The organism is Candidatus Hikarchaeum yamanae (assembly GCF_009889665.1).
Taxonomy (GTDB): domain Archaea; phylum Halobacteriota; class Halobacteria; order Halobacteriales; family Hikarchaeaceae; genus Hikarchaeum; species Hikarchaeum yamanae.
Map to the genome: position 1 here is coordinate 44,965 of NZ_WTZR01000002.1, position 21,416 is coordinate 66,380.

Genomic DNA, 21,416 nt, shown 5'->3' on the forward strand with positions numbered 1-21,416 from the left:
CAAGAGAAAGTCGCATTTTTTAATATACCCCCTCGCTTATACTCCCGTGATACGTGCCACTTCCCCTCCAACTCTTGCAAATATTCGAAATCTCTCTGGAGATTGTCGTGGTTTTATTTATCATTGGATTTATTTTATATTACATTTCCCTCCCCCTCCGAAAAAAACGAAGAAGAGAGAGAGCAGCTGCTAAAGAAAAATATAAAGAAGAACAAAAACTCGAGAGGATAGAGCGCTACAAATTACAGATTGAATCCCGGCAAAACCGAAAAAAAATCCGTAGACAACAGCTCAAATCCCGACTGATTCCTTCATTTCTATCTCTTAAAAAACATAAGAGGAGCTGGGATGAAGATGTCTTTGAAAAAACGAACCCCACACCCGAAAATCTAAAGAATGAATTATATTTTGAAAGGGCAAATCAACATTGTGAATGGTGTGAAGAATGGGTCGATACACCTGAAATTCACCATATAGTACCTAGGTCTGAAGGGGGAAAAAACACCACAGGAAATTTAATCGTTCTTTGTCCAAACTGCCACCGAAAAGCAGACCATGGAGTGCTCAGTAGGTCTAAGTTAGAATATAAATTAAACCGAAAAACCGAAAAATGAAGTACCACTTCTGTGCGGTCTCAATCAGTCTAGTTTGTGATAATATCGCGATTCTTTCAGTTTCTGTTCGCCATCTTCATAAATTTTTTTAGCTCTCTCTATTTGATCTGGCCTTCCATACATCTCAATAATAGAAGCTATTATGTCCCCTGTAACTGTCTGCGATTGTTCCTCATATAAGTCCCAGAATATGTCTGAGTCTTTCACCAATTCTTGCTCCCAGTCTTCTCTGTCCTCAAGATGAATCATTTTTATCCTGTCCAAGTCTAATTCTGTCCCAACCCCTTTCGTGCAAGTAATATAAACCGGTTTTAGTAAAAACCTCCAAGGTTGCTATACTTGCAGCCCATGAAATAGTTCCTGTAATGAACAATGAAATGACAAATGTATCCGAAGTGGCTATAGTCCTCCAGGTTAGGGCTTTCAACAATGATCTAGTTCTGGAGGCTTTTGACAAACCTTCTGTATCTACTCCTAACCGTTTGGGATCTACCTTGATAAACATTAATTCGACCTAAAATGGGACTCATGCCTAAATACTCTATCGTGTTTCTCCTACATGGACTCAAGCTACCATTACTACTCCATTTCACATCATCCCCAAGGATTAATCCGTGGAGTGGAAATGAGTCGCACAGGCGTATGACACGCGCCAAAAAAAACACAAACTGGTCACACACACGCACGACACTGTCACACACACGCATGACGGATATCTATGTTGGGATAATTTTAAGCTGCTCTTCTAAAGGCAATTCTAAGAACTCCTCATGGAACTCCTCAAGGAATTCTTCCAAAGACACGCCAAAACTCTTGGAAAATGCTTCTTCAAACCCTATATCTTCGACATCGTCATATAAACTCAGATACGCATCTTCACCATATTTATGAATCAATAATGCAGTGGCCCACGAACCCAAATCATACCCTACATTTTGCCTTTCCCCATACACTATGTCCTCCATCCTCTCCCCTGGGAGGAGTTCATTTTTAGCCCCAATCTTCCATTTCATTCGCTCTTCTAATGTAAACCATTCATCATACTCTTGATCACCTTCTTCCGGGTATGCACGAGAATATAGTAGTTGTCCCATGTATTCTGCACCGCCTTCCATCCACCAAACCGCCCCATTTCCTAGTATTTCCCTCCTTTCACTCTCATTTTTCGTCATGACATGCGCATGTTGATACACATGAAAATATTCATGAAAAATAGTTATCTCATAGTCTGCGTGAGTCGGATAAGGATTCTTAGATGCCATTGTGATCATCAACAAAGATTCATCAAAATCTTTTTCCCTTTCTATACTTAGACCTGCACCACCATCTTTGACATAGATCACAATATTGTGGTCTCTTTCCATACAATGTCTAAAACCCATATTTTCTCTAAGGTCCATAAAGAGACCATCCACGTTTTCTCTCGTTTCATCCCCCATTGATCTCCGCTCCGTCGCTAAAACACAATAATATTCGTCCAGATTCGCTGCCTCTTTTTCACCAGTTCCTACAATCCACCACTGCAATGGCCCATAATTTCCCCACTCAGATGCTGCTATTTCATGCCCCATTGAAACTCTGTCTATGTGCCACTGTGGGACATCTGAGGATGCAACATATATTGGCTGGACACCTGGTGCATCTACGCCCCATTCCACCACCTTCGTACTAGGACTTAATTCAGATGATGTCGGAAAAACCCTATATTTTCCAATATCAATTTCTTCATTTTCATCCCCTGGCAATTGGCCCGTATCTGCACACCCTGCCATCGAAATTACAATCATCAAACAAAAAAATATTTTTATATAACTTTGATTCACAATCCGCTTAGGGCATATTGTTATATAACCTCACCACGTAGGTGCTGTTGGATTCGGTAAACATCAGAAAACCGTGTAACTGTATCTGTAGACTATGGTCTTATAATATCAACATTCAAAACAAAGAACCGCAACAAAAACATAGGCGGTGTCAATCCGTCTACTCTGATTACTTCTACCCCCTCTAAAATCCCCTCTTAAAATGAAACTATCAAACTAATCGCCATTACCATCATAATTCCATTTTCAATAAGGGTAAGCGATGTCATTGGAACTTTAATTTTCGAACCCATGCATGCACATTCAATTTCTTTTTTAGTAACTATACTTTGTACAACACCAATTGTGCTTATCCCAATAAGTACAATCAACGCTGCTGCAACATTGAGTACAAATATTTGTAAAATTAATGCAATTCCAATTAACATTTCCATGATCGGATATGCTTTTGCATATGCGCTGTTCCTCTTAGCAATCACGTCATATTTTTGAAACGATTTTGAGAATCCATCCCAATCCCACAGTTTGAGAGATGACAAACCTATTAGTACAATCCCCATAAAATAAGTCATAAATTGATTCTGGATCAAACAAAACACCCCTCCAATTATTAAAATACTTACTAGTACTATTGCAGGAAGTTTTTCTCGATAAGCCGGCTTCCCCAATTGATATTTTTCCCCCTCCTTTCCTTTATTTGAATCTTCGGGAATTACCGAGCAACAACTTGGGCCGTCCTGGTTATTATGAGCAGCATCCATTTCCATTCAAATAACTCGCCCCATTCCTCTTAATGCATGCCATTTCGATTATCAATAATGGTCTGTACGGGATTCGAACCCGTGTCGCCAGGTCGAAAACCTAGCAGGATTGGCCGGACTACCCTAACAGACCATGGTTTATTTTTGACATAGGGTATGTTAAAAATTCCTATCCTGTTTATCTCATTTCCCTTTAAATTCAGGGTCTCGTTTACTCATAAATGCCGACATTCCTTCTATTAGATCTTCAGTTCCTATTAGTTGACCTAGACCTTCTCTCTCTACATCAAACCCTTTATTAATATCATTCCTTCCTATTAACATGGCTTGTTTTATCATCCCTTGTGCCAAAGGTGGTCCTTCTGATATTTGCTTTGCCACCTCCTCTGCACGTTCTTGTAACTGCTCATCATCTACAACCTCATTTATGAACCCATACTGATACAATACTTCTGCACGATAGTCCTTTTTACCTGTTAAAATAATTTCTTTTGCTCTTGCTTCTCCCATTATATACATGAGTCTTTGCGTCCCTCCCCATGCCGGAAGAATTCCTAGATTTCTTTCAGGCTGCCCAAACACTGATAGGTCTGAAGCAATACGAAGGTCACAAGCTGCAGCCAATTCCATACCCCCTCCAAAACAGTATCCTCGTATGCCTGCAATTATGGGGAGCCTATGCTGTTCAAATTTCGAAAAAAGATCCTGGCCCTTTTTGGATAATTCTTGCGCTGCACCTTCGTCGCTAAAACCCGATGCAAACGAAACAATATCTGCCCCTGCACAGAATGCCTTTTCACCCACACCCGTGATCAATATTGCCCCACATTTTTCGTCTTGATCAAACAGATCCAAAGCGTGATCTATCTCTCCAATCATCTCTGCTGTAATTGCATTCAATCGATGTGGCCTATTTAATATAATTTTCCCTAATTTACCTTCTTTTTCAATTTCTATGTCTTCAAAGGACACATCTCCTGTCTCTTTTTCGGACACTTCGTAGAAAAACTCGCCCGTTTCTGATAGTTCAGATAACAATTTAGTAGGCTTGTACCTCTCTTCTCCCGTTGAGTCATACACTTCTAACAGAACTTGATGTAGCTTATTGAGTCCAATATCATCAGCCATTTTAGCAGGTCCTTTTTCTATCCCTGTTCCTAGCTTCATAGCTTGATCTATGTCTTTTACCACTGCGACTTCCTTTTCTAACAATTTAGTAATCTCATTAGCCAAACACGCTGTCAATAGAATTTCTATAGTCTCCGAACGCATCTCCACTTTTAAATCTACAACCTTTTTTGAATAATCATAAAACCCCTTCCCAACTTTCCTTCCTATATCTCCATCCTCAATTTTTTCCTCCAACATGGGACATGGTTTATAACTCGAACCGAGTTTTTCATGCAGATACTCCAATACATGCACCGCAACATCAATTCCCACTTGATCAGATAGTTCAAAAGCCCCCATTGGGAGTCCCAACCCATATTTGACGGAACTTTCCACTTCTTGCATTCCCCCCCGTTTTTCATGAACTATCCATGCTGCTTCATTGAGTAAAGGGGTCAAAATTCGATTAACTATAAACCCCGGACTATCTTTGCGTACCTCGACAGGAAATTTACCTATTCTTTTCGCAAATTGTGTAGCAAATTCAAATGTCTCTTTTGCTGTGTGGTCTCCCGAAATTACCTCTACGAGTGGCATTTTTATTGGGGGGTTGAAAAAATGTAGCCCACAGAATCTCTCCGGGCACCCCGTCACCTCGGATAATTCTGTAATTGATAATGAAGATGTATTGGAAAGTACCACTGCATTTTTTGATAGATACTTCCCCACCTCCTCATATACTTCCTTTTTAAGATCCATGCGTTCTGGAATCGCTTCTATGACAACCTCTGCATCTAACACCGCGTCTTCAATTTCAACAACCGTTGTTATCCTTTCTAGTGTTTCTTCCAACTTTTTTTCAGAAATCTGTCCCTTTTCAACCAGTTTATCCAAACTCCATACTATGCCTTCATATCCCTTTTTTACCAACTCTTCGGTAATGTCTCTCATTACTACTGTAAATCCAGCTATAGCAACAACCTCTGCTATACCATGTCCCATATTTCCTGCCCCTAGAACTGCTACTTTAGTGACATCTTCCACTTCCATAATCTGTCTGTAATTCCCCACCTGTTTGAACGTTTCTTCATTGGGACTAATAATTTATTTTTCGAATATTCTTCTCACTAATATGGACAACATCTTTATTCAGTCCAGGTCTATTTCTCTCATGGATTTTTCCTTTTCCACTGAACAAACGTTAATCAAAGATGAAGTTCGACGATTTGCAGAAACAGAAATGGCACCCGTTTCTCAAGAACACGATCGAAACGAAACTTATCCCTACGACGTAATGAAAAAAGCAGCAGATATGGGATTGACAGGATCTCATATTCCTGTTGAATTTGGTGGTTCTTCCCACTCTCCCATTGACTATGCCATCATTGTGGAAGAGTTATCTGCAGTAGACCCTGGAATTGGTTTATGTATCTATTCTGCAGGATTCGGTGCTGACACAATTCTCGCGTTTGGGACTGATGAACAAAAAGAAAAATATCTTCCTTTGATTACTTCTGGAAAATCTGTTATGGGTTCTGCAATTTCTGAATCTGGAGCCGGATCCGATGTGACTTCCATTTCAACTCTTGCAGAAGAAGATGGAGATGATTGGGTACTTAACGGTAGGAAAATGTGGATTACAAATGGTACTGTTGGTGATTTTTTCGTTGTAATGTGTAAGACTGACCCTGATGATACCAACCGTTATTCTGGATTTTCTCAAATCATCGTCGAAAAAGGAACTGCTGGGTTCTCCGCTGAAAAAATAACAGGAAAATTAGGAATTCGAGCGTCTGACACGGCGGAATTGATCTTCGACAATGTTAGAGTGCCTAAAGAAAATTTAGTCGGAACGCGCGGAGCCGGATTTCTCCAATTGATGCAATTCTTCGATGAATCTAGAACGATGGTGTCTGCCCAGGCAGTGGGAATTGCACAGGGGGCATGCGAACAATCACTTGCATATGCAAAAGAACGTAACCAATTTGGCCGACCCATTTCTGATTTCCAAGCCATCCAGCACAAACTTGCTGATATGTATACTCTAACCGAAGCAGCTAGAAATCTAACTTTTAAATCTGCTTGGATAGCTACTCATGAAAAAAATCGCCTAACAGCTCTCGCGTCTATGGCAAAGGAGTATTCTTCAAGAATAGCAGTCCAGGTCACAAGCGAAGCAATCCAAGTCCACGGAGGCGCGGGATATGTGGATGATTTTGGCGTTAGTAAATTATATCGTGATGCAAAGATCACCCAAATCTATGAAGGCACATCGGAAATTCAAAAAAATATAATTGCAAGAGAGCTACTCGGCAAGGGATTTATATAACCATCTTCCATGAAATCGGACCCTCATACTTTTTTAAAACAAGATCTTGTTCTAGCCCAACTTATCGAAAATCACCAGCCCATAGAGCTTCTCCCACACCCCGACCCCTTCGAACGCCTCATAATATCTGTAATTAATCAACAGCTTTCGATCGCATCGGCTAGGGCCATACGAAACAGACTTTTCGAACGATTTGAAATAACACCAACTTCTATATTAAACGCAAATAAAGATGATCTCAAGTCCACTGGACTTTCTGCTCAAAAAGTTGATTACATTTTTAACATAGCATTGGCATTCAAGGAAGGCCTTTCTGCAGAAAAACTACTTTCCATGGCCGACGAAGAAGTAATTGAAACCCTAACTGAAATACGTGGAGTAGGAGTTTGGACTGCCAAAATGTTTTTAATTTTTGTTCTAGCACGAGAAGACATTTTTCCCACAGAAGATCTCGGTATTAGAAAGGCTATGCAGAAACTCTACCCTTCGTTAGACACTCCCTCTAAAATGATTGAAAAAGCAGAGGATTGGCGTCCATATAGAAGCTACGCTAGTCGATATTTATGGACTGCAGTGGACTAGACTATTCTCTCATTTTATTCGAATCTGATAGTGTTGTAATATGTCCCTCCCCAAAATAATTTGGTAATCCATATGGCTTCTGTCCTCAATACTTGCAGTAATCGTATGCTGTGTACCTCTTATCCCCACTACTATATCGACTAGTGGCCTAGCGCGCCCTTCTCTCTCATTCCCCGTTCTCACTAAGGTTGTATCTCGTATTGGACCTGCCCCAATCCTGGCAGCGAGTTTCATGTCAATGCTAGTTCTCGCAGCCCCCGTATCTGCTTTCGCCTCGACATTCTCATATCCTCTCGTTCCCCTTACCACAACTTCTGTGATGAAATCAACAATATTTATATTTCCATCATACTCAAATCCCTGCTTACTTGGAAGTGAACTTGGATCTGAATCGTCGAATTTAGATGACAACTTCTCAACCATCTCACTTTCTACAGTTCCACCGGCTCTCGTTATCGCCAATTCCGCAATATATGGCGCTGCACATATGCCTGTTGCCCTATACAATCCTCTAAACCCTGCAGTTGGATTCACCTCTAGTACTTTCCAACCATCTTCCCCTTCTACAATATCTACCCCTGCATAGTCCAATCCAAGTATTTTTGCAGCATTCAAAGATATGTCTTCGAGTTCTTTTGTAAGAATTTCCTCAGCATTTTCTATTTCCCCACCAAGTGAAACATTAGTCCTCCAATCCCCTTTTGGAGCATATCTATTCATCGCTCCTATGACCTTTCCGCCTACAACATATACTCTAAGATCACTATTCCTTTCTTGTCCTTGATTGATGAATTCTTGTAGAAAAGCTTCTCTTTGACCCACCTGGGGATTGATTCTATTCCCTTTCTCTATTTTCCAGGTTCCACCCCCATTCGTGCCAATGGTAGTTTTATACACTGCAGTTTGTCCAAATCTATCTTTTTCTCTATTCAATCGGTTATAGTCTAGAGCCAGCAACGCATCTGGAACTGGAATTCCCCCTTTAGCTAATAACGTTGCAGATGTAAATTTATGAATTGCAGTAATACATGCTTCCGGGGGATTCAATATAGGTTTGACATCGGAAAACATACTAGCCAGACCGAACCCTTCTGCTGGCTGCTCCATTTTAGTGAGAAGTAATCTATTTGCTACAATGTCCACATCTGGTTTTATTTTCACCTCACCATCTTCAATCAGGACTTCCACATTTTCTCTCCGAATCCATGTAGAATCATGACCAAGGGCATCTATGGAATTTAGAATGGCCTTTGTTTCTCTAGAAACATGTAGACTTAGGACCCCTACATTTATTTTTTTGGAACTTTTCGACATTACCTATTGATTCTATTTCTAGCTTTAAAATCTTCTGAGTTCAGATTTTTATCTTTTCCCGTAAGCATTTTACACACCTGCCCACTCTCTACAATATAGGAATGAAGAAAGCGAAGCCATTTGTCATTCCACCAGATGGAAAAGTTCTCCCTGGGGAGACTATGGATATCCGTTATACTGTAAGTGAGAATTATCTTGGAGATCCAGTCCGAATACCTGTGACTATCATAAACGGTAAAAACCCAGGACCCTGTGCATTTATTTCCGCTGCGTCTCACGGAGATGAACTTAATGGAATCGAAATTATCAGAAAAGTAGCCCACGAATGGGACCCTAACGATCTCTATGGGACTATCATTTGTTTACCCGTGTTAAATGTTCCTGCCTTTTTAGCCCAACAACGGTACATCCCAACTTCCAGTGAAGACCTCAATAGGTCTTTCCCAGGCATTAGAACTGGAAAAAGTATCAAGAGAATGGCATATTCTATCTTCAAAACCTTCATAAAACCCTGTGATTTTGGGATTGATTTTCATACTTCTACACGAGGAAGGAGCAATATGCTCCATGTACTTGCGGACCTTTCCGATGAAAATGTAGCTCAACTTGCTCATTCTTTCGGGTCAAATATAATCATCGATGGAACTGGACCCTCTGGAACATTACGTAGAGCAGCTTCTGAAGCAGGGGTCCCTTCCATAACTGTGGAATTAGGTGAGGCCCATAGGTTTCAACACGATCTAATAGAGAAAGCCATTCTTGGACTTAAAAGTGTCTTCTCCGCTTATTCTGTCCGCCCCACCAACTCCGTAAATTGGCCCGGGTGGAGGGCAGTCATCAGTTCCAAAGAGGATACCTGGCTCCGTTCTAGTGCTGGTGGGATCGTAAGTCTAAATTGCAATCCCGGGGATATAGTCGAAGAAGGAAGTGTAATATGCACCATTACAAATCCTTTTAAAAAGGACATTGAAGACGTAGTTTCTCCCTTCACAGGACTCATCGTTGGACTATTACAAAACCCCATTGTACGGCCTGGAGATCCTATTTGCCATCTAGTCACTCTCGGCGAAAAAACAATATCTGAATATTATGCTTCCAAACACGATGATAACTAGATTTAATATATTTTTCATTCAAAATATGTCTACAAATTATCGTCATTCAGTCCTATCGTAAACGCAGTCATTCCAGAAACTTTATGCGTTCTTCTGAGCGATATATTTCCATACCGTAGCTCTCTAAGATACGGAAGACATGTATCTTTAAGAATTTCAATTTAATAACCACATCAATTACATTGTCAAAACATGCAATCTACAAAAGATCTACTTAATAACTATGATTTCGGATCGACATATCGGGTAGATCGATGGTGGTCTCAACCAATGGGGGTCTTCATTGGATTATCTCTTTTTGTCATTTATGGAACCGCTCGATTACTTTACCCCATATTCAACCCTAGCGCTCCTGGAATTGAATATGGATCTTTACTTTCACCTTTTTTCTCCCCTCTTCTCTTCTCTGTTTCTCCTGAAAGTCACCATGCCTTATTTGGGATGTTCCCAACCTTTTGGCCGGAACTCTTGCGATCTCCAGCCATCTTAATACTGTGGGCCCCTCTCGGATTGAGACTCACTTGTTATTACTATCGAAAAGCATACTACAGAGCTTTCTTAAGCGACCCTCCTGCATGTGCAGTCTCAGAGGGTAGGAGATACAAGTACGCAGGGGAGACCAGAGTATTTTTGTTTCAAAATTTACATAGATATTTCGTTTATCTAGGTATAATATTTATTTGCGTTCTCACTTTTGATGCAATTCGTGCCCTCTTTTGGCATGCTCCCCCTGGAGCTCCGTTCTGGACAGGTGATGTCGAGTTACACGTCGGAACTTTGATACTTGGGCTCAATGCATTGCTCCTATCCGGCTATACATTTGGATGTCATAGCCTTCGCTACCTAGTTGGTGGAAATTCGAGATGCTTCTCTTGCGTCTCTAACCCTGAGAATAAAGGAAAAGATCCCACAATTTCAAAACGTTATACTCTCTGGAGATTCGCTTCCTCACTCAATGTCAATCACTCCACTTGGGCATGGTTTAGTCTCTTCATGGTGGCCTTCACCGATTTTTATGTTTGGATGGTCTCCATTGGAGTCTGGCCTGATATAATCCTCTTAAAATTATAATTAATTCAACTCATGACACTACAAATCTACGAACACGATGTAATTATAGTGGGTGCAGGTGGAGCTGGACTTTCCGCTGCAATTTCTGCAGCAGAACAAGGTGCAGACGTCGGAGTAGTTTGTAAGTCTCTTCTAGGGAAGGCACACACAGTTATGGCAGAAGGGGGGATAGCGGCTTCATTGGGAAATATGGCCCCAGACGACGATTGGAGATCTCACTTCCTCGACACAATGAAAGGGGGTTGGGGATTAAATGATCCAAAAATGGCGGAAATTCACGCCCTCGAATCTCCAGAACGCGTCTTAGACCTAGAACGATGGGGTGCTGTTTTTGACCGAACCACCGATGGAAAAATCAGCCAGCGCAATTTCGGTGGACATAGATATACTCGTTTGGCTCACGTAGGGGACCGAACTGGACTTGAACTAATTCGAACCTTGCAAGACAAAGCAGTTTCATTGGGAATTCAGGTCTATATGGAATATACCATAACTGAACTCCTAAAAGATTCTACTGGTAAGAAACTGGCAGGGGCATTTGGATATTGGAGAGTAACTGGACTCCCTGTTTTATTCCGCGCAAAGAAAATTATTTTGGCCACCGGTGGATCAGGAATGGCCTATCATGTAAATTCTAGTTCTTGGGAATACACTGGAGACGGCCCTGCCATGGCACTTAGAGTGGGGGCAGAGTTAGTGGATATGGCGTTTGTTCAGTTCCATCCCACGGGCATGGTATGGCCCCTAAGTGTGAAAGGTACCCTCGTCACCGAAGGTGTTCGCGGGGAAGGAGGTGTGTTAAAAAATTCAGATGGCGAACGATTCATGTTCAATTATATACCCGATGCATATGTGGGTTCTATAGCCGATACGGAGGAAGAAGCAAATAGATGGGCAGATGGAGATTCTTCCGCTAGGCCCCCTCCTGAATTACTCACTAGAGATGTAGTTGCCAGAGCGATCCTCAATGAGGCATCCGAAGGAAGGGGAAGTGAGCACGGGGGTGCGTATCTCGATATAGCTAGCCAACGCCCCACTGAATTCATTCTACAAAAATTACCTGCAATGTATCATCAATTTAAGGAGCTTGCTGGTATCGATATAACAAAAGAACCTATGGAAGTTGCCCCCACTTGCCATTACATGATGGGTGGAATCCGTGTCGATCCCGAAACTCAAGAAACATGCGTCCCCGGCCTATATGCGTCAGGAGAAGCGGCGGGCGGATTGCATGGGGCAAATCGACTCGGTGGAAATTCTTTGAGTGACTTATTGGTGTTTGGGAATAGGGCCGGAATCCACGCAGGACAATCTGCACAAAAGATGAAAAATTTCCCAAAAATACCCGAAGAAAATATAGAATCAGCCATTGATCACCTGAGTTTCCCATTCAAAAACAAATCCTCAGGCGAACACCCATTCCGTCTCCGGGACGAACTCCAAACTATAATGGAAGAATACGTTGGAATAAAACGAGATGAAGAAGGGCTAGAAAAAGGAATAGAAGAATTACAACAACTCCGATCTAGGACATCTAATTTATTCGCAACAGGGTCGCAATCATACAACGCAGGATGGCAAACTTGTTTTGATCTAATCAATTTAATTGATGTTAGTCTAGCAATAGCGCACTCGGCGCTAGAACGTAAAGAAAGTCGGGGCGCACATACTCGAATAGATTTCCCAACCCCTAGTGACCCTCTCGGAAAAGTTAAGTTCATAGTATCTCTCTCCTCTGGAAAGTTTAACATCTCTAGTGTTTCCATACCCACTCCTAGAAAAGAATTATTAGCAATGATAAAAAAAGACCAAACAAAACAAAAATCAAGTGGTAAGAAATGAGCGCAGAAATCAATACATCAAGTCCTCTCAGTTCCATCCCTCAGACCTACCCTCTCAGCTACACTTTCAAAATTTTCAAGGGGAATGATAAAACCGGTGAGTTCGTTGATTATGAAGTTTCTGTTGATGAAGGAATGGTGGTTTTAGATGCTATCCTTTCTATACAAGAAAATCAAGACACAGAACTCGCGGTCCGATGGAATTGCAAATCCGGCCGATGTGGGTCTTGTGGAATGGAAGTCAATGGGATGCCAAAGTTAGCTTGCATGACACGTTTATCTGATTTCGATCCTAAAATTCCAATCACCGTGACTCCTATGAAGACATTTCCCATTCTCAAAGATTTGGTATCTGATGTCTCCTGGAACTATGAAGTAAACAAAACAATACAGCCATTCTCCCCAGACGAGGACTCTGATTTCATCTATCAACAAGAAGACATAGAACGTTCCAGAGAATTCCGAAAATGTATTGAATGTTTCCTTTGTCAAGATGTCTGTCACGTTCTACGGGAACATGATAAAAAAGATAGCTTTGGCGGGCCCCGATTTTTCGTCCGGTCTGCTGCACTCCATTTCCATCCCGAAGATACTGCCGACAGGAGCGAGTGGTTAAAAGAAGGCCAAGGTGGAATCGGCCATTGCAATATCACCCGTTGTTGTACCGACGTTTGCCCTGAACACATCAGCATCACTGATAACGCAATCATTCCCCAAAAAGAATACGTTGTAGATAATTATTATAGCATCCTTGGATGGATCAAAAAACAGTTCAATAAATAGAATCTTTTTTCATTACTTCCAAAACCCTAAGTCCTCTCGCGTACAGGTTCAGTTTAGAATGTTATCTGATATGCTTACATCTTCTCTTGAAACATTCATTTTGATTTTTGTCACTGTCAATCCTCTAGGTCTTATCCCCGTTTTCGCAAGCGTAGCTTCTGGACTTGGAATGTCCAAGAAAGACCTCCGGTCTATCTGCATTCGAGCCACTTTGATATCTCTGATCACACTTATTATTTTTTGGATGTTTGGGGCAATTATCTTAAGTGCATTTGGAATTGGAATGAACTCTTTTCGAATTATAGGTGGACTATTTTTGATAGCAATTGCATACAAGATGATATTTGGAAAAATGCAGGAACAGAGGGAACAAAATCTAGATGCAGCTATCAACGACGAATTTCTCTCTTCCATAGCCACTTTCCCCATTGCAATTCCTATGATTGCAGGTCCTGCAACTATCACTCTGACTATATTTCTAGCAGACAAGGCAAGCGCCACTCCACAGTCACAATTAATCGCATTTATCCCAATAGTCGCAGTGATTTTACTTGCTGCACTTTCAATGTGGATCGCAAGCGAATTGACCTCTAAAATAAGTCCAAATATCCTTATTATCCACCAAAAAATATTTGGGCTACTACTCGGCGCCATCGCGATAGAATTCGTCATAGAGGGATTGAAAGCAACATTTCCAATCCTTGTGTGACTCTCCACCCATTTCTTTTTCAAAACTTGTCACTTTATAACGATTAAATTCTTACTATTACTATGGATCTTGGAATTCATGGGAACACAGCACTCGTCACTGCTAGCTCAAGTGGAATGGGACTAGGGTGCGCACGTTCCCTTTCACTAGAAGGTGCAAATGTAGTTATCTGTGGTAGAGATTCTAACCGCCTAACCCGCGCAAAAGAATCCCTCGAAGTTGAAGCAAAAGGAGATATACTGGCAATCCAGACGGATTTAACTAAACCCGAGGATGTCCAAAATTTACTTGATCAAATTACCAAAAAATTTGGACAACTCGACCATATTGTCACTTCTGCAGGACAACCCGTAGATGGGTCATTTAATAACCTCAGTGTAGATAACTGGTACGACGCATATGACACTTTCACGATGAATGTCGTAAGGATACTGCACGCCGCTCACCCCCTATTATCCAATAGCGATGTGGGTTCTGTCGTTTTAATCACTGCAACCGCTGTAAAAGAAACCAATCCAAATATGACTATGTCTAGTTCGGTTAGAAAATCCCTCATCGGCCTTATGAAAGTTCTTTCCTTTGAGTGGGCACCTATACGGGTAAATGCAATTTTACCTGGGTCTCATGATACACCTTTGATGATCCGGCATGCACAAGATACAGTTGACTCTGGAAAATATACTTCTCTCTCAGAAGCTCTTATAGGCTGGGCAGATAATCCCTTAAACCGAATGGGAACGCCCGAAGAAATAGGAGATGTGGCTGCCTTTTTATCTAGTCCTCGGGCCGGATATGTTACTGGAGCGGCAATTCCTGTTGATGGCGGTCGAATGCGCTGCGCCTAATCGAAACTCTCAATTTTTTGACAACCATTCCTTCCTATATGTCCACCAAAGTCAGATATCTCCTCCAGGGTTCTACCCCTATAGTTACTATTGAGTCAAATATCATCCCCCAACGAGATCAATGGGTCCGAATCCACGGAGATCTGTATCAGGTATATCATATTTTCTACGATCTAGATGCTGAATCAAAACCACTCACAAATGTGTTTGTTTGGCAACCGGACAAACCCGATGCAGATTATCACTTACATAAAATGCTAACTCAAACTCTGAATTCACAACGAGAAGCAGTAATGGGGTATGATTTTACTGAAAAAACCGACGAGAAACACATTGAAATTAGGACATTTGGACCTTAACTAATCGCATACTTCTAAAAGCGATTATGGCAAGAGTTTACTTTTAGTGAGTCAGAATTCATTTGAAATATATTATGAGAATAGAAGGATCTTGGCCCGCAATTGTTACTCCCTATGATGACAATGGTGCCGTAAACCTCGGCGCGTTCAATCAGTTAATTGATTTCCACATTAAACATGGCTCTAGCGGATTATTAGTAATGGGATCTACTGGAGAATCAACCCAACTTTCCCTTCCCGAACGGAGGGATATCATTTCACATGTGGCCGATTATTCTCGGGGGAAAATACCTATTCTTTTTGGATGTACTTGTTCCACACTTTCCGATACAATTTCTCTTGCAACTCACGCTGAAGGTGCAGGTGCATTCGGGATCGTTTTAATTGTACCACCCTATATAAAACCACCTCAAGAAGCCGTTTTTGATTTTTTCAAACAAGTCGCAGAAAGTGTAAAATTACCAATTGCAATCTATAATAACCCAACTAGAGTCGGTGTAAATATTTCTCCCGAACTCATGGTCAATCTATCAAAGATAGAAAATATAATCGCAGACAAAGAAGCAATTCCAGATGTTTCCCAACTCCAAGAAATACAAAATAACACTGCAAACGATTTCTCAATTCTGTGTTGTGACTATCCTGGGTATTCTCTCATCCTGCCCACACTCGCTCTCGGAGGTGCAGGGACTGCAAATGTAGCTGGAAATATAATCCCCGAAGAGATGGAACAACTATCTCGACCGTGGGTTAGTCAAGACGATGCCATCCAAGCCAAAGAATTATATTTCGAACTTTTACCTATCTTAAAATTATTATACAGTGTCAGCAATCCCGTCCCAGTCAAGGCCGCTGTAAATCTTTTGGGATTCGAAGTTGGAAACCCAAGGCCTCCCCTTCCCACATTTTCTGGTGCTAAATTAACTGAGTTAACCAATTTACTCAAAAATACCGGTTATTTGGATAAATATTCTCAATAACTCCCACTCACACTGCAACTTTTACAAAAATTTCGCCGATTAAAAACAAATCATATAAATATGTAGAATGCAGAATAACTTTAAGGTAAAATATGTCTAACAATTATATTCACCCCGAAACTTTGGGCCTCCACGGGGGTTCATATCGATCCGATTCTTCGACCAACTCTGTCGCAGTTCCCATCTACCAAACAACTGCATATGAGTTCAACGACACAGAACATGCTGCGAATTTATTCGCACTAACTGAACCTGGAAACATATATACTAGGATTATGAATCCAACTAACGCAGTTCTTGAGGAACGCGTTGCTGCCCTTGAAGGTGGTGTCGCAGCTTTAGCTGTTGCTTCTGGACAAGCGGCAACAACACTTTCCATCCTCAATGTGGCACAAGCTGGGGATAATATAGTTTCTTCCACAGATCTCTATGGTGGTACCTGGAATCTATTTAATAATAGTCTTAGAAATATAGGCATTGATGTGAGATTCGCAGACCCCGCAGACCCTGAAAATTTCCGTGAACTCACCGATGAGAAAACAAGAGCATATTATGCAGAAGCATTACCAAATCCAAAACTAACTCCATTTCCCATAGAGGAAGTTGCCAATATAGGCCGTGAATTCAACATACCTTTGATCGTTGATAATACTTCTTCTCCTATAACTTGCAGGCCATTGGACCACGGTGCAGCAGTTGTAGTGCATTCCTTGACTAAGTGGATAGGTGGTCATGGAAACTCAATTGGTGGAATTGTAGTAGATGGTGGAAACTTCGATTGGGGAAAAGTCCCTGAAAGGCAGCCTCTATTCAACACTCCATCTGGTAGTTACCATGGAGCTGTTTTTTCCGCATTCGGCGAAGTTGCTTATATCAGTAGAGCTAGGGTGGTCGGACTCAGGGATTTTGGATCTGCATTATCTCCTTTCAATGCTTATAATTTTATTCAAGGATTGGAAACACTCCCCCTACGATTACGTGCTCATTTCTCCAACGCGGAGAAAGTTGCAGATTTCTTGAACAACCATCCTAAAATTACTACTGTAACTTATCCAACTTTACATGAAGATAAAGAAGTAATCCAACGAGCTAAAAAATATTTAACACAGGGCTTCGGATCTCTAATAGGATTCGAATTAGAAGGTGGAAAAGAAGCGGGTCAAAAATTTATAGATGCACTCGACCTCTTCTATCTCGTTGCCAATATCGGTGATGCAAGAAGTCTTGCTATTCACCCTGCCACAACAACCCACCAACAGTTGTCTGACGAAGATCAATTACGCGCAGGTGTAACTCCTGGATATATCCGACTTTCAATTGGAATAGAACACATAGACGACATCCTCGCCGATCTAGAACAAGCCTTAGAACAAATCTAACCCATCTACGCAAATTTTCCTCTTCGTTTAAACAAAACCACATTCGATACAATTATATTTAAGAGGATAAAATGAGCAGGACGGTGAAGTCAGATCCCAGCAGACGATTACACGATGAGAGTCCTGAAGAATTTCTTAGGATGATATTTACAAATATCAAAAAAAACAATTCTGGATCACTAGATGAATCTCACATCGAAACAATCGCAAATCAATTAGCTTCATATTCTGGGATTAATTTGTATAGGACCATGAATGAATATCCAGAATGTGTTGAGAAACATATTGGAAACCCAATTACATTCAGTCCAGAACGCATTGCAGAATTAGACCAAGGCGCCTGCCTACTTAACTGGGCAGAATAATACCTTTCTCACCAAAACTCTAAAATCAGCAATCTCCCCTTTCATCCGGTATTGCCATTTCCCATGGACTTGCCGGGATTTGAACCCGGGGCCTCTCGCATGCGAAGCGAGCATTCTGCGACTGAACTACAAGCCCTATTCAGGGTACAATAAGTGGTGGTATATGAGAGTTACGAGTACCTAACTATGATTCCACAAATTAGACAAAAACACGATATTCTATTAGCCTCCTGTAAGGACTATTTCAATACTGACATCTTTTGGAACTTGAATTCGCATCAATTGACGTAATGCACGCTCGTCTGCATCAAGATCTATTAACCTTTTGTGCACTCGCATCTCCCAATGCTCCCATGTTGCAGTCCCCTCCCCATCCGGCGATTTCCTGCAAGGAACTTCCAGCTTTCTAGTAGGAAGCGGTATGGGGCCGCTCAAATTTACTCCAGTTTTCTCAGCAATAGAACAAACATCAGAACAAATCGCGTCGAGATCGGTAGGGCTAGTTCCTGCTAAACGTATGCGCGCCTGTTGCATCTATGCCTCTTCGATTTCGACGACTTTCCCAGCTGCAATTGTTGATCCCATGTCGCGTATTGCAAAGGCACCCAATTCTGGTATGTCACTTGCCACTTCGATTACGACTGGCTTCTGTGGTCGCACCCAAACAAGAGCTGCATCCCCTGCTTTGATGAAATCAAGGGATTTTCCTTGTGTATCTGTGATCTCCTCAAACGTACATGCCACCTGCGATGTGTGTGCATGGAAAACGGGGGTATACCCCACTGTTATGACACTAGGGTGCTGCATAACTATGATTTGAGCTTTGAATCTTTTTGCAACCTTTGGAGGATTGTCCGCAGGGCCAAGAACGTCTCCGCGACGCACATCTTCCTTACCGACACCCCTTACATTAAACCCAACATTGTCTCCTGCCTTTGCTTCTGGAACTTCTTGGTGGTGCATTTCTATAGATTTCAATTCACCAGCTGCCCCTGAAGGCTGAAACACAACTTTCATTCCTGGTTTCATGGTCCCTGTTTCAACACGTCCCACTGGAACTGTACCAATTCCAGAGATTGTATATACATCTTGTATGGGGAGCCTCAATGGCGCATCAGTTGCGTCTTTTGGAACTGGAAGGTCATTGATTGCATCAAGAATAGTGACACCATCGTACCATGAAGTATTACTAGAACTCTCTTTGATATTGTCTCCTTCAAAAGCGGAAAGAGGGATGAAAAGATTATCTTTGTACCCAACCGATCCAAGTAGTTTTTGTACTTCTTCTTTAACCGCATTAAATTTGCCCTCATCGTAATTCTCTTTGTCCATTTTGTTTATGACTACAATGAGTTCTGCAATACCAAGTGTCCGGGCTAAGAAGACATGCTCTTGAGTCTGAGGTGCAATCCCGTCATCAACAGCTACAACAAGAATTGCACTGTCAGCTTGACTTGCCCCTGTGATCATATTTTTAACAAAATCACGGTGACCTGGACAATCTACAATTGTGAAATAATGATTATCCGTATGGAAATCTTGATGGGCAATATCAATTGTCACACCCCGTTCCCGTTCCTCTTTTAGATTGTCCATGACATATGCGAATTCAAATCCGCCTTTTCCTAATTCTTCTGCTTCTTTCTTATACTGATCAATCACGTGTTGTTCTACAGCCCCTGTTTCATAGAGGAGTCTCCCCACGAGAGTGCTCTTCCCGTGGTCCACATGACCTATCACAGCCAAATTTTGATGTGGTTTGTCACTCATGGTAACTTCTGAGGTCGATTGACAGAGTGCGGCTAAAACGATTTCGATACTGTTTACAGCTAAAATCGTCCACGTACTACGTTTTTCGTGTTAGACATAGTCACACTATTAGGCGCTGAAGATCCAAGAATATCGCAGAGGCAGTCGGACTACCACCCGCACCCGCACCCGCGAGGTTTAGAACTCCTCCATGTTCTGTAGTAATTTGAACTATATTTTGAGTACCTTCAACAGCCAAGTCTCCTGCTTTTGGAACTAGCATGGGAGCTACATTCACCCCTTCTCTCGTGGCTTCTCCTATCAATCGTATTGTCAAGCCAGACTTGTCTGCCAGATTAAGAGCGTGATTGGATATATGTTGAATTCCCTCCACATTCGCGTCTGACAAACAGAAACCCCCTTCTGATAAAACATTGGATAATATCACACATTTAAGTGCAGTATCAATCCCGCCCACATCAAATGTAGGATCCGCTTCTGCAACACCCAGATCCTGCGCTTCTGATAAAACATGACTGTAACTCAGATTTTTCGCAGCCATTCGAGTAAGAATGAAGTTAGAGGTACCATTTAGAATCCCTCTCACCGAAGTGATGTTCTTAGAATCTACATCCTCAATTGTAGAGAGTATCGGTATCGAGCCACCCACAGTAGCTTCGAAGCGCAGAGCGCCTTTACTTCCATCAGCAATAGACTGGAGCTCCTCAAATCTCTCCGCAACAGGACCCTTATTTGCCAAAACAACATGCCGATCCGCTTCCAACGCCGCTTTAATATTCGAAAACGCCGGTTCTGCGGACTCAAGGGTAGTTGGAGTCGCTTCGATCAGAACCTCATAATCTGAATCAAATATATCTTCTAAAGAAGCATCTCCCAATGGCATTTGATTCGATTTTCGCTCTAATGCATCGTCGACTTTGATCCCTTTTGGATTCACAATGGCATTCTTAGAATCTGCCAGTGCAACCACCGTATGGCCGTATTCTTTTGATAGTTGAGCCACTGCCTTCCCCACACTTCCAACACCCAAGATGGCGAGTTTCATTGAGAAACCTCGTGATCAGTGGTTGTCATGAAATGAAGATCATATTTCGATACAATTGATTTCACAGAATCAACCGCTTGTAGCTGATCCCCATCTTTAATCGCCAGACGAAGAATAGAACTAGCGTCTGCCGGAGATTCAATAGAACGATTCACCGAAGATTCAATAACTGCAACAGAACCAGATTCATCAATGGCCGCGATCACACTGGACAAATCATTAGCAATTGCATCCCCGATCAAGAGAACAACCAGTTCTCCTCGATATAGCTCTTCTCCCGATTGCGTAACCTGGATATCTAGATCTGAATATGAGGACAATATAGCTTCAAACTGTTCCTGAGAACATTCAAGATCTATTTCCACAGGAATCTTCCCTCGAGGAGTAATATCGCCACGCTCATGGAATATTGATAATAGATTTCCCCCACTTGATGATATTGGCTCCAACACACGAAGGAGCTCCCCCGGACGATCTGCCAATTCAAGTCGGACCACATAAGCCCTAGGGCCATTTTGAAGTTTATTACCCATTAGTCACTTGAATAAAACTCGGTTGGATTAAATACTTGACTAATTCGTAATTGCTATGCAAAATAGAGTATATGCATCTCGTTTACAA

General features: G+C 41.7%; 23 protein-coding genes and 2 tRNA genes. 13 read left to right on the forward strand and 12 right to left on the reverse strand.

The features are described 5' to 3' along the window. The first annotated feature begins 107 nt into the window (after positions 1–107). Positions 108–614: an HNH endonuclease gene (locus tag ACM9H2_RS01285; RefSeq protein ID WP_415487385.1), complete on the forward strand. Its 507-nt coding sequence runs from the start codon at positions 108–110 to the stop codon at positions 612–614. Positions 615–638: 24 nt separating this feature from the next. Here the strand turns inward: ACM9H2_RS01285 and ACM9H2_RS01290 are convergent, their stop codons facing one another. The 6 genes from ACM9H2_RS01290 to ACM9H2_RS01315 all read right to left on the reverse strand — a co-directional run bounded on the left by ACM9H2_RS01290 (position 639) and on the right by ACM9H2_RS01315 (position 5,358). Next, on the reverse strand, positions 639–863 hold the full coding sequence (locus tag ACM9H2_RS01290; protein WP_415487387.1) for a hypothetical protein: 225 nt from the start codon (positions 861–863) through the stop codon (positions 639–641). Then, positions 850–1,119, reverse strand: coding sequence for a DUF2061 domain-containing protein (locus tag ACM9H2_RS01295; protein ID WP_415487389.1), 270 nt, complete (start codon positions 1,117–1,119; stop codon positions 850–852). The genes ACM9H2_RS01290 and ACM9H2_RS01295 overlap by 14 nt, the downstream gene beginning before the upstream one ends. Before the next feature lie 211 nt (positions 1,120–1,330). Further along, positions 1,331–2,401 (reverse strand): hypothetical protein, encoded by a 1,071-nt coding sequence (locus ACM9H2_RS01300; RefSeq protein WP_415487391.1) that lies wholly within the window; start codon positions 2,399–2,401, stop codon positions 1,331–1,333. A gap of 233 nt (positions 2,402–2,634) precedes the next feature. Further along, complete coding sequence (locus tag ACM9H2_RS01305) at positions 2,635–3,198, reverse strand: MauE/DoxX family redox-associated membrane protein (RefSeq protein ID WP_415487393.1); 564 nt, start codon at positions 3,196–3,198, stop codon at positions 2,635–2,637. Positions 3,199–3,256: 58 nt separating this feature from the next. Continuing rightward, positions 3,257–3,331: transfer RNA gene (locus tag ACM9H2_RS01310), tRNA-Glu, on the reverse strand. 50 nt (positions 3,332–3,381) lie between these two features. Next, a complete protein-coding gene (locus ACM9H2_RS01315; protein ID WP_415487395.1) occupies positions 3,382–5,358 on the reverse strand; it encodes a 3-hydroxyacyl-CoA dehydrogenase NAD-binding domain-containing protein in 1,977 nt (658 codons plus the stop codon). A 121-nt stretch (positions 5,359–5,479) separates the two neighbouring features. On the opposite strand from ACM9H2_RS01315, the gene ACM9H2_RS01320 reads away from it, so the two are divergent. Together ACM9H2_RS01320 and ACM9H2_RS01325 are read left to right on the forward strand one after the other, a co-directional pair. Continuing rightward, positions 5,480–6,637, forward strand: a complete 1,158-nt coding sequence (locus ACM9H2_RS01320) for an acyl-CoA dehydrogenase family protein (RefSeq protein WP_415487652.1) — start codon at positions 5,480–5,482, stop codon at positions 6,635–6,637. Between the two features lie 9 nt (positions 6,638–6,646). Further along, complete coding sequence (locus ACM9H2_RS01325) at positions 6,647–7,219, forward strand: DNA-3-methyladenine glycosylase family protein (protein WP_415487397.1); 573 nt, start codon at positions 6,647–6,649, stop codon at positions 7,217–7,219. A 9-nt stretch (positions 7,220–7,228) separates the two neighbouring features. Here the strand turns inward: ACM9H2_RS01325 and ACM9H2_RS01330 are convergent, their stop codons facing one another. Next, entirely contained in the window at positions 7,229–8,533 is a 1,305-nt protein-coding gene (locus tag ACM9H2_RS01330) for a RimK family alpha-L-glutamate ligase (RefSeq protein ID WP_415487399.1), read from the reverse strand. Between the two features lie 101 nt (positions 8,534–8,634). Here ACM9H2_RS01330 and ACM9H2_RS01335 point away from each other — a divergent pair, with 101 nt between their 5' ends. From ACM9H2_RS01335 to ACM9H2_RS01380, 10 genes are all read left to right on the forward strand, one after another. After that, the gene (locus ACM9H2_RS01335; RefSeq protein ID WP_415487401.1) at positions 8,635–9,648 is read left to right on the forward strand and encodes a succinylglutamate desuccinylase/aspartoacylase family protein; all 1,014 of its coding nucleotides are present in this window, start codon (positions 8,635–8,637) and stop codon (positions 9,646–9,648) included. A gap of 192 nt (positions 9,649–9,840) precedes the next feature. Beyond that, a complete protein-coding gene (locus ACM9H2_RS01340) occupies positions 9,841–10,719 on the forward strand; it encodes a succinate dehydrogenase (RefSeq protein ID WP_415487403.1) in 879 nt (292 codons plus the stop codon). Positions 10,720–10,731: 12 nt separating this feature from the next. Beyond that, positions 10,732–12,561, forward strand: a complete 1,830-nt coding sequence (locus ACM9H2_RS01345; RefSeq protein ID WP_415487405.1) for a fumarate reductase/succinate dehydrogenase flavoprotein subunit — start codon at positions 10,732–10,734, stop codon at positions 12,559–12,561. Continuing rightward, positions 12,558–13,343: a succinate dehydrogenase/fumarate reductase iron-sulfur subunit gene (locus ACM9H2_RS01350; protein ID WP_415487407.1), complete on the forward strand. Its 786-nt coding sequence runs from the start codon at positions 12,558–12,560 to the stop codon at positions 13,341–13,343. Before ACM9H2_RS01345 ends, ACM9H2_RS01350 begins: the two co-directional genes overlap by 4 nt. Before the next feature lie 70 nt (positions 13,344–13,413). Next, a complete protein-coding gene (locus ACM9H2_RS01355; protein ID WP_415487409.1) occupies positions 13,414–14,052 on the forward strand; it encodes a MarC family protein in 639 nt (212 codons plus the stop codon). Between the two features lie 62 nt (positions 14,053–14,114). Then, positions 14,115–14,897: an SDR family oxidoreductase gene (locus ACM9H2_RS01360; RefSeq protein ID WP_415487411.1), complete on the forward strand. Its 783-nt coding sequence runs from the start codon at positions 14,115–14,117 to the stop codon at positions 14,895–14,897. Between the two features lie 38 nt (positions 14,898–14,935). Further along, on the forward strand, positions 14,936–15,256 hold the full coding sequence (locus tag ACM9H2_RS01365; protein ID WP_415487413.1) for a hypothetical protein: 321 nt from the start codon (positions 14,936–14,938) through the stop codon (positions 15,254–15,256). 74 nt (positions 15,257–15,330) lie between these two features. After that, positions 15,331–16,236 carry a 4-hydroxy-tetrahydrodipicolinate synthase gene (gene dapA / locus ACM9H2_RS01370; RefSeq protein ID WP_415487415.1) on the forward strand — a complete coding sequence of 302 codons (906 nt, stop codon included), beginning with the start codon at positions 15,331–15,333 and terminating at the stop codon, positions 16,234–16,236. Between the two features lie 92 nt (positions 16,237–16,328). Then, positions 16,329–17,615, forward strand: a complete 1,287-nt coding sequence (locus ACM9H2_RS01375) for an O-acetylhomoserine aminocarboxypropyltransferase/cysteine synthase family protein (RefSeq protein WP_415487417.1) — start codon at positions 16,329–16,331, stop codon at positions 17,613–17,615. An 83-nt stretch (positions 17,616–17,698) separates the two neighbouring features. Continuing rightward, positions 17,699–17,980, forward strand: a complete 282-nt coding sequence (locus ACM9H2_RS01380; protein WP_415487419.1) for a hypothetical protein — start codon at positions 17,699–17,701, stop codon at positions 17,978–17,980. Positions 17,981–18,044: 64 nt separating this feature from the next. Here ACM9H2_RS01380 and ACM9H2_RS01385 read toward each other — a convergent pair. From ACM9H2_RS01385 to ACM9H2_RS01405, 5 genes are all read right to left on the reverse strand, one after another. Next, a tRNA-Ala gene (locus ACM9H2_RS01385) sits at positions 18,045–18,116 on the reverse strand. Positions 18,117–18,202: 86 nt separating this feature from the next. Further along, a complete protein-coding gene (gene rpsJ, locus ACM9H2_RS01390; RefSeq protein WP_415487421.1) occupies positions 18,203–18,514 on the reverse strand; it encodes a 30S ribosomal protein S10 in 312 nt (103 codons plus the stop codon). Next, positions 18,515–19,750, reverse strand: coding sequence for a translation elongation factor EF-1 subunit alpha (tuf, locus tag ACM9H2_RS01395; RefSeq protein ID WP_415487423.1), 1,236 nt, complete (start codon positions 19,748–19,750; stop codon positions 18,515–18,517). Positions 19,751–19,850: 100 nt separating this feature from the next. Beyond that, positions 19,851–20,795 carry a homoserine dehydrogenase gene (locus ACM9H2_RS01400; protein WP_415487425.1) on the reverse strand — a complete coding sequence of 315 codons (945 nt, stop codon included), beginning with the start codon at positions 20,793–20,795 and terminating at the stop codon, positions 19,851–19,853. Further along, positions 20,792–21,328: an amino acid-binding protein gene (locus ACM9H2_RS01405; protein ID WP_415487427.1), complete on the reverse strand. Its 537-nt coding sequence runs from the start codon at positions 21,326–21,328 to the stop codon at positions 20,792–20,794. The genes ACM9H2_RS01400 and ACM9H2_RS01405 overlap by 4 nt, the downstream gene beginning before the upstream one ends. Positions 21,329–21,416: the final 88 nt, after the last annotated feature.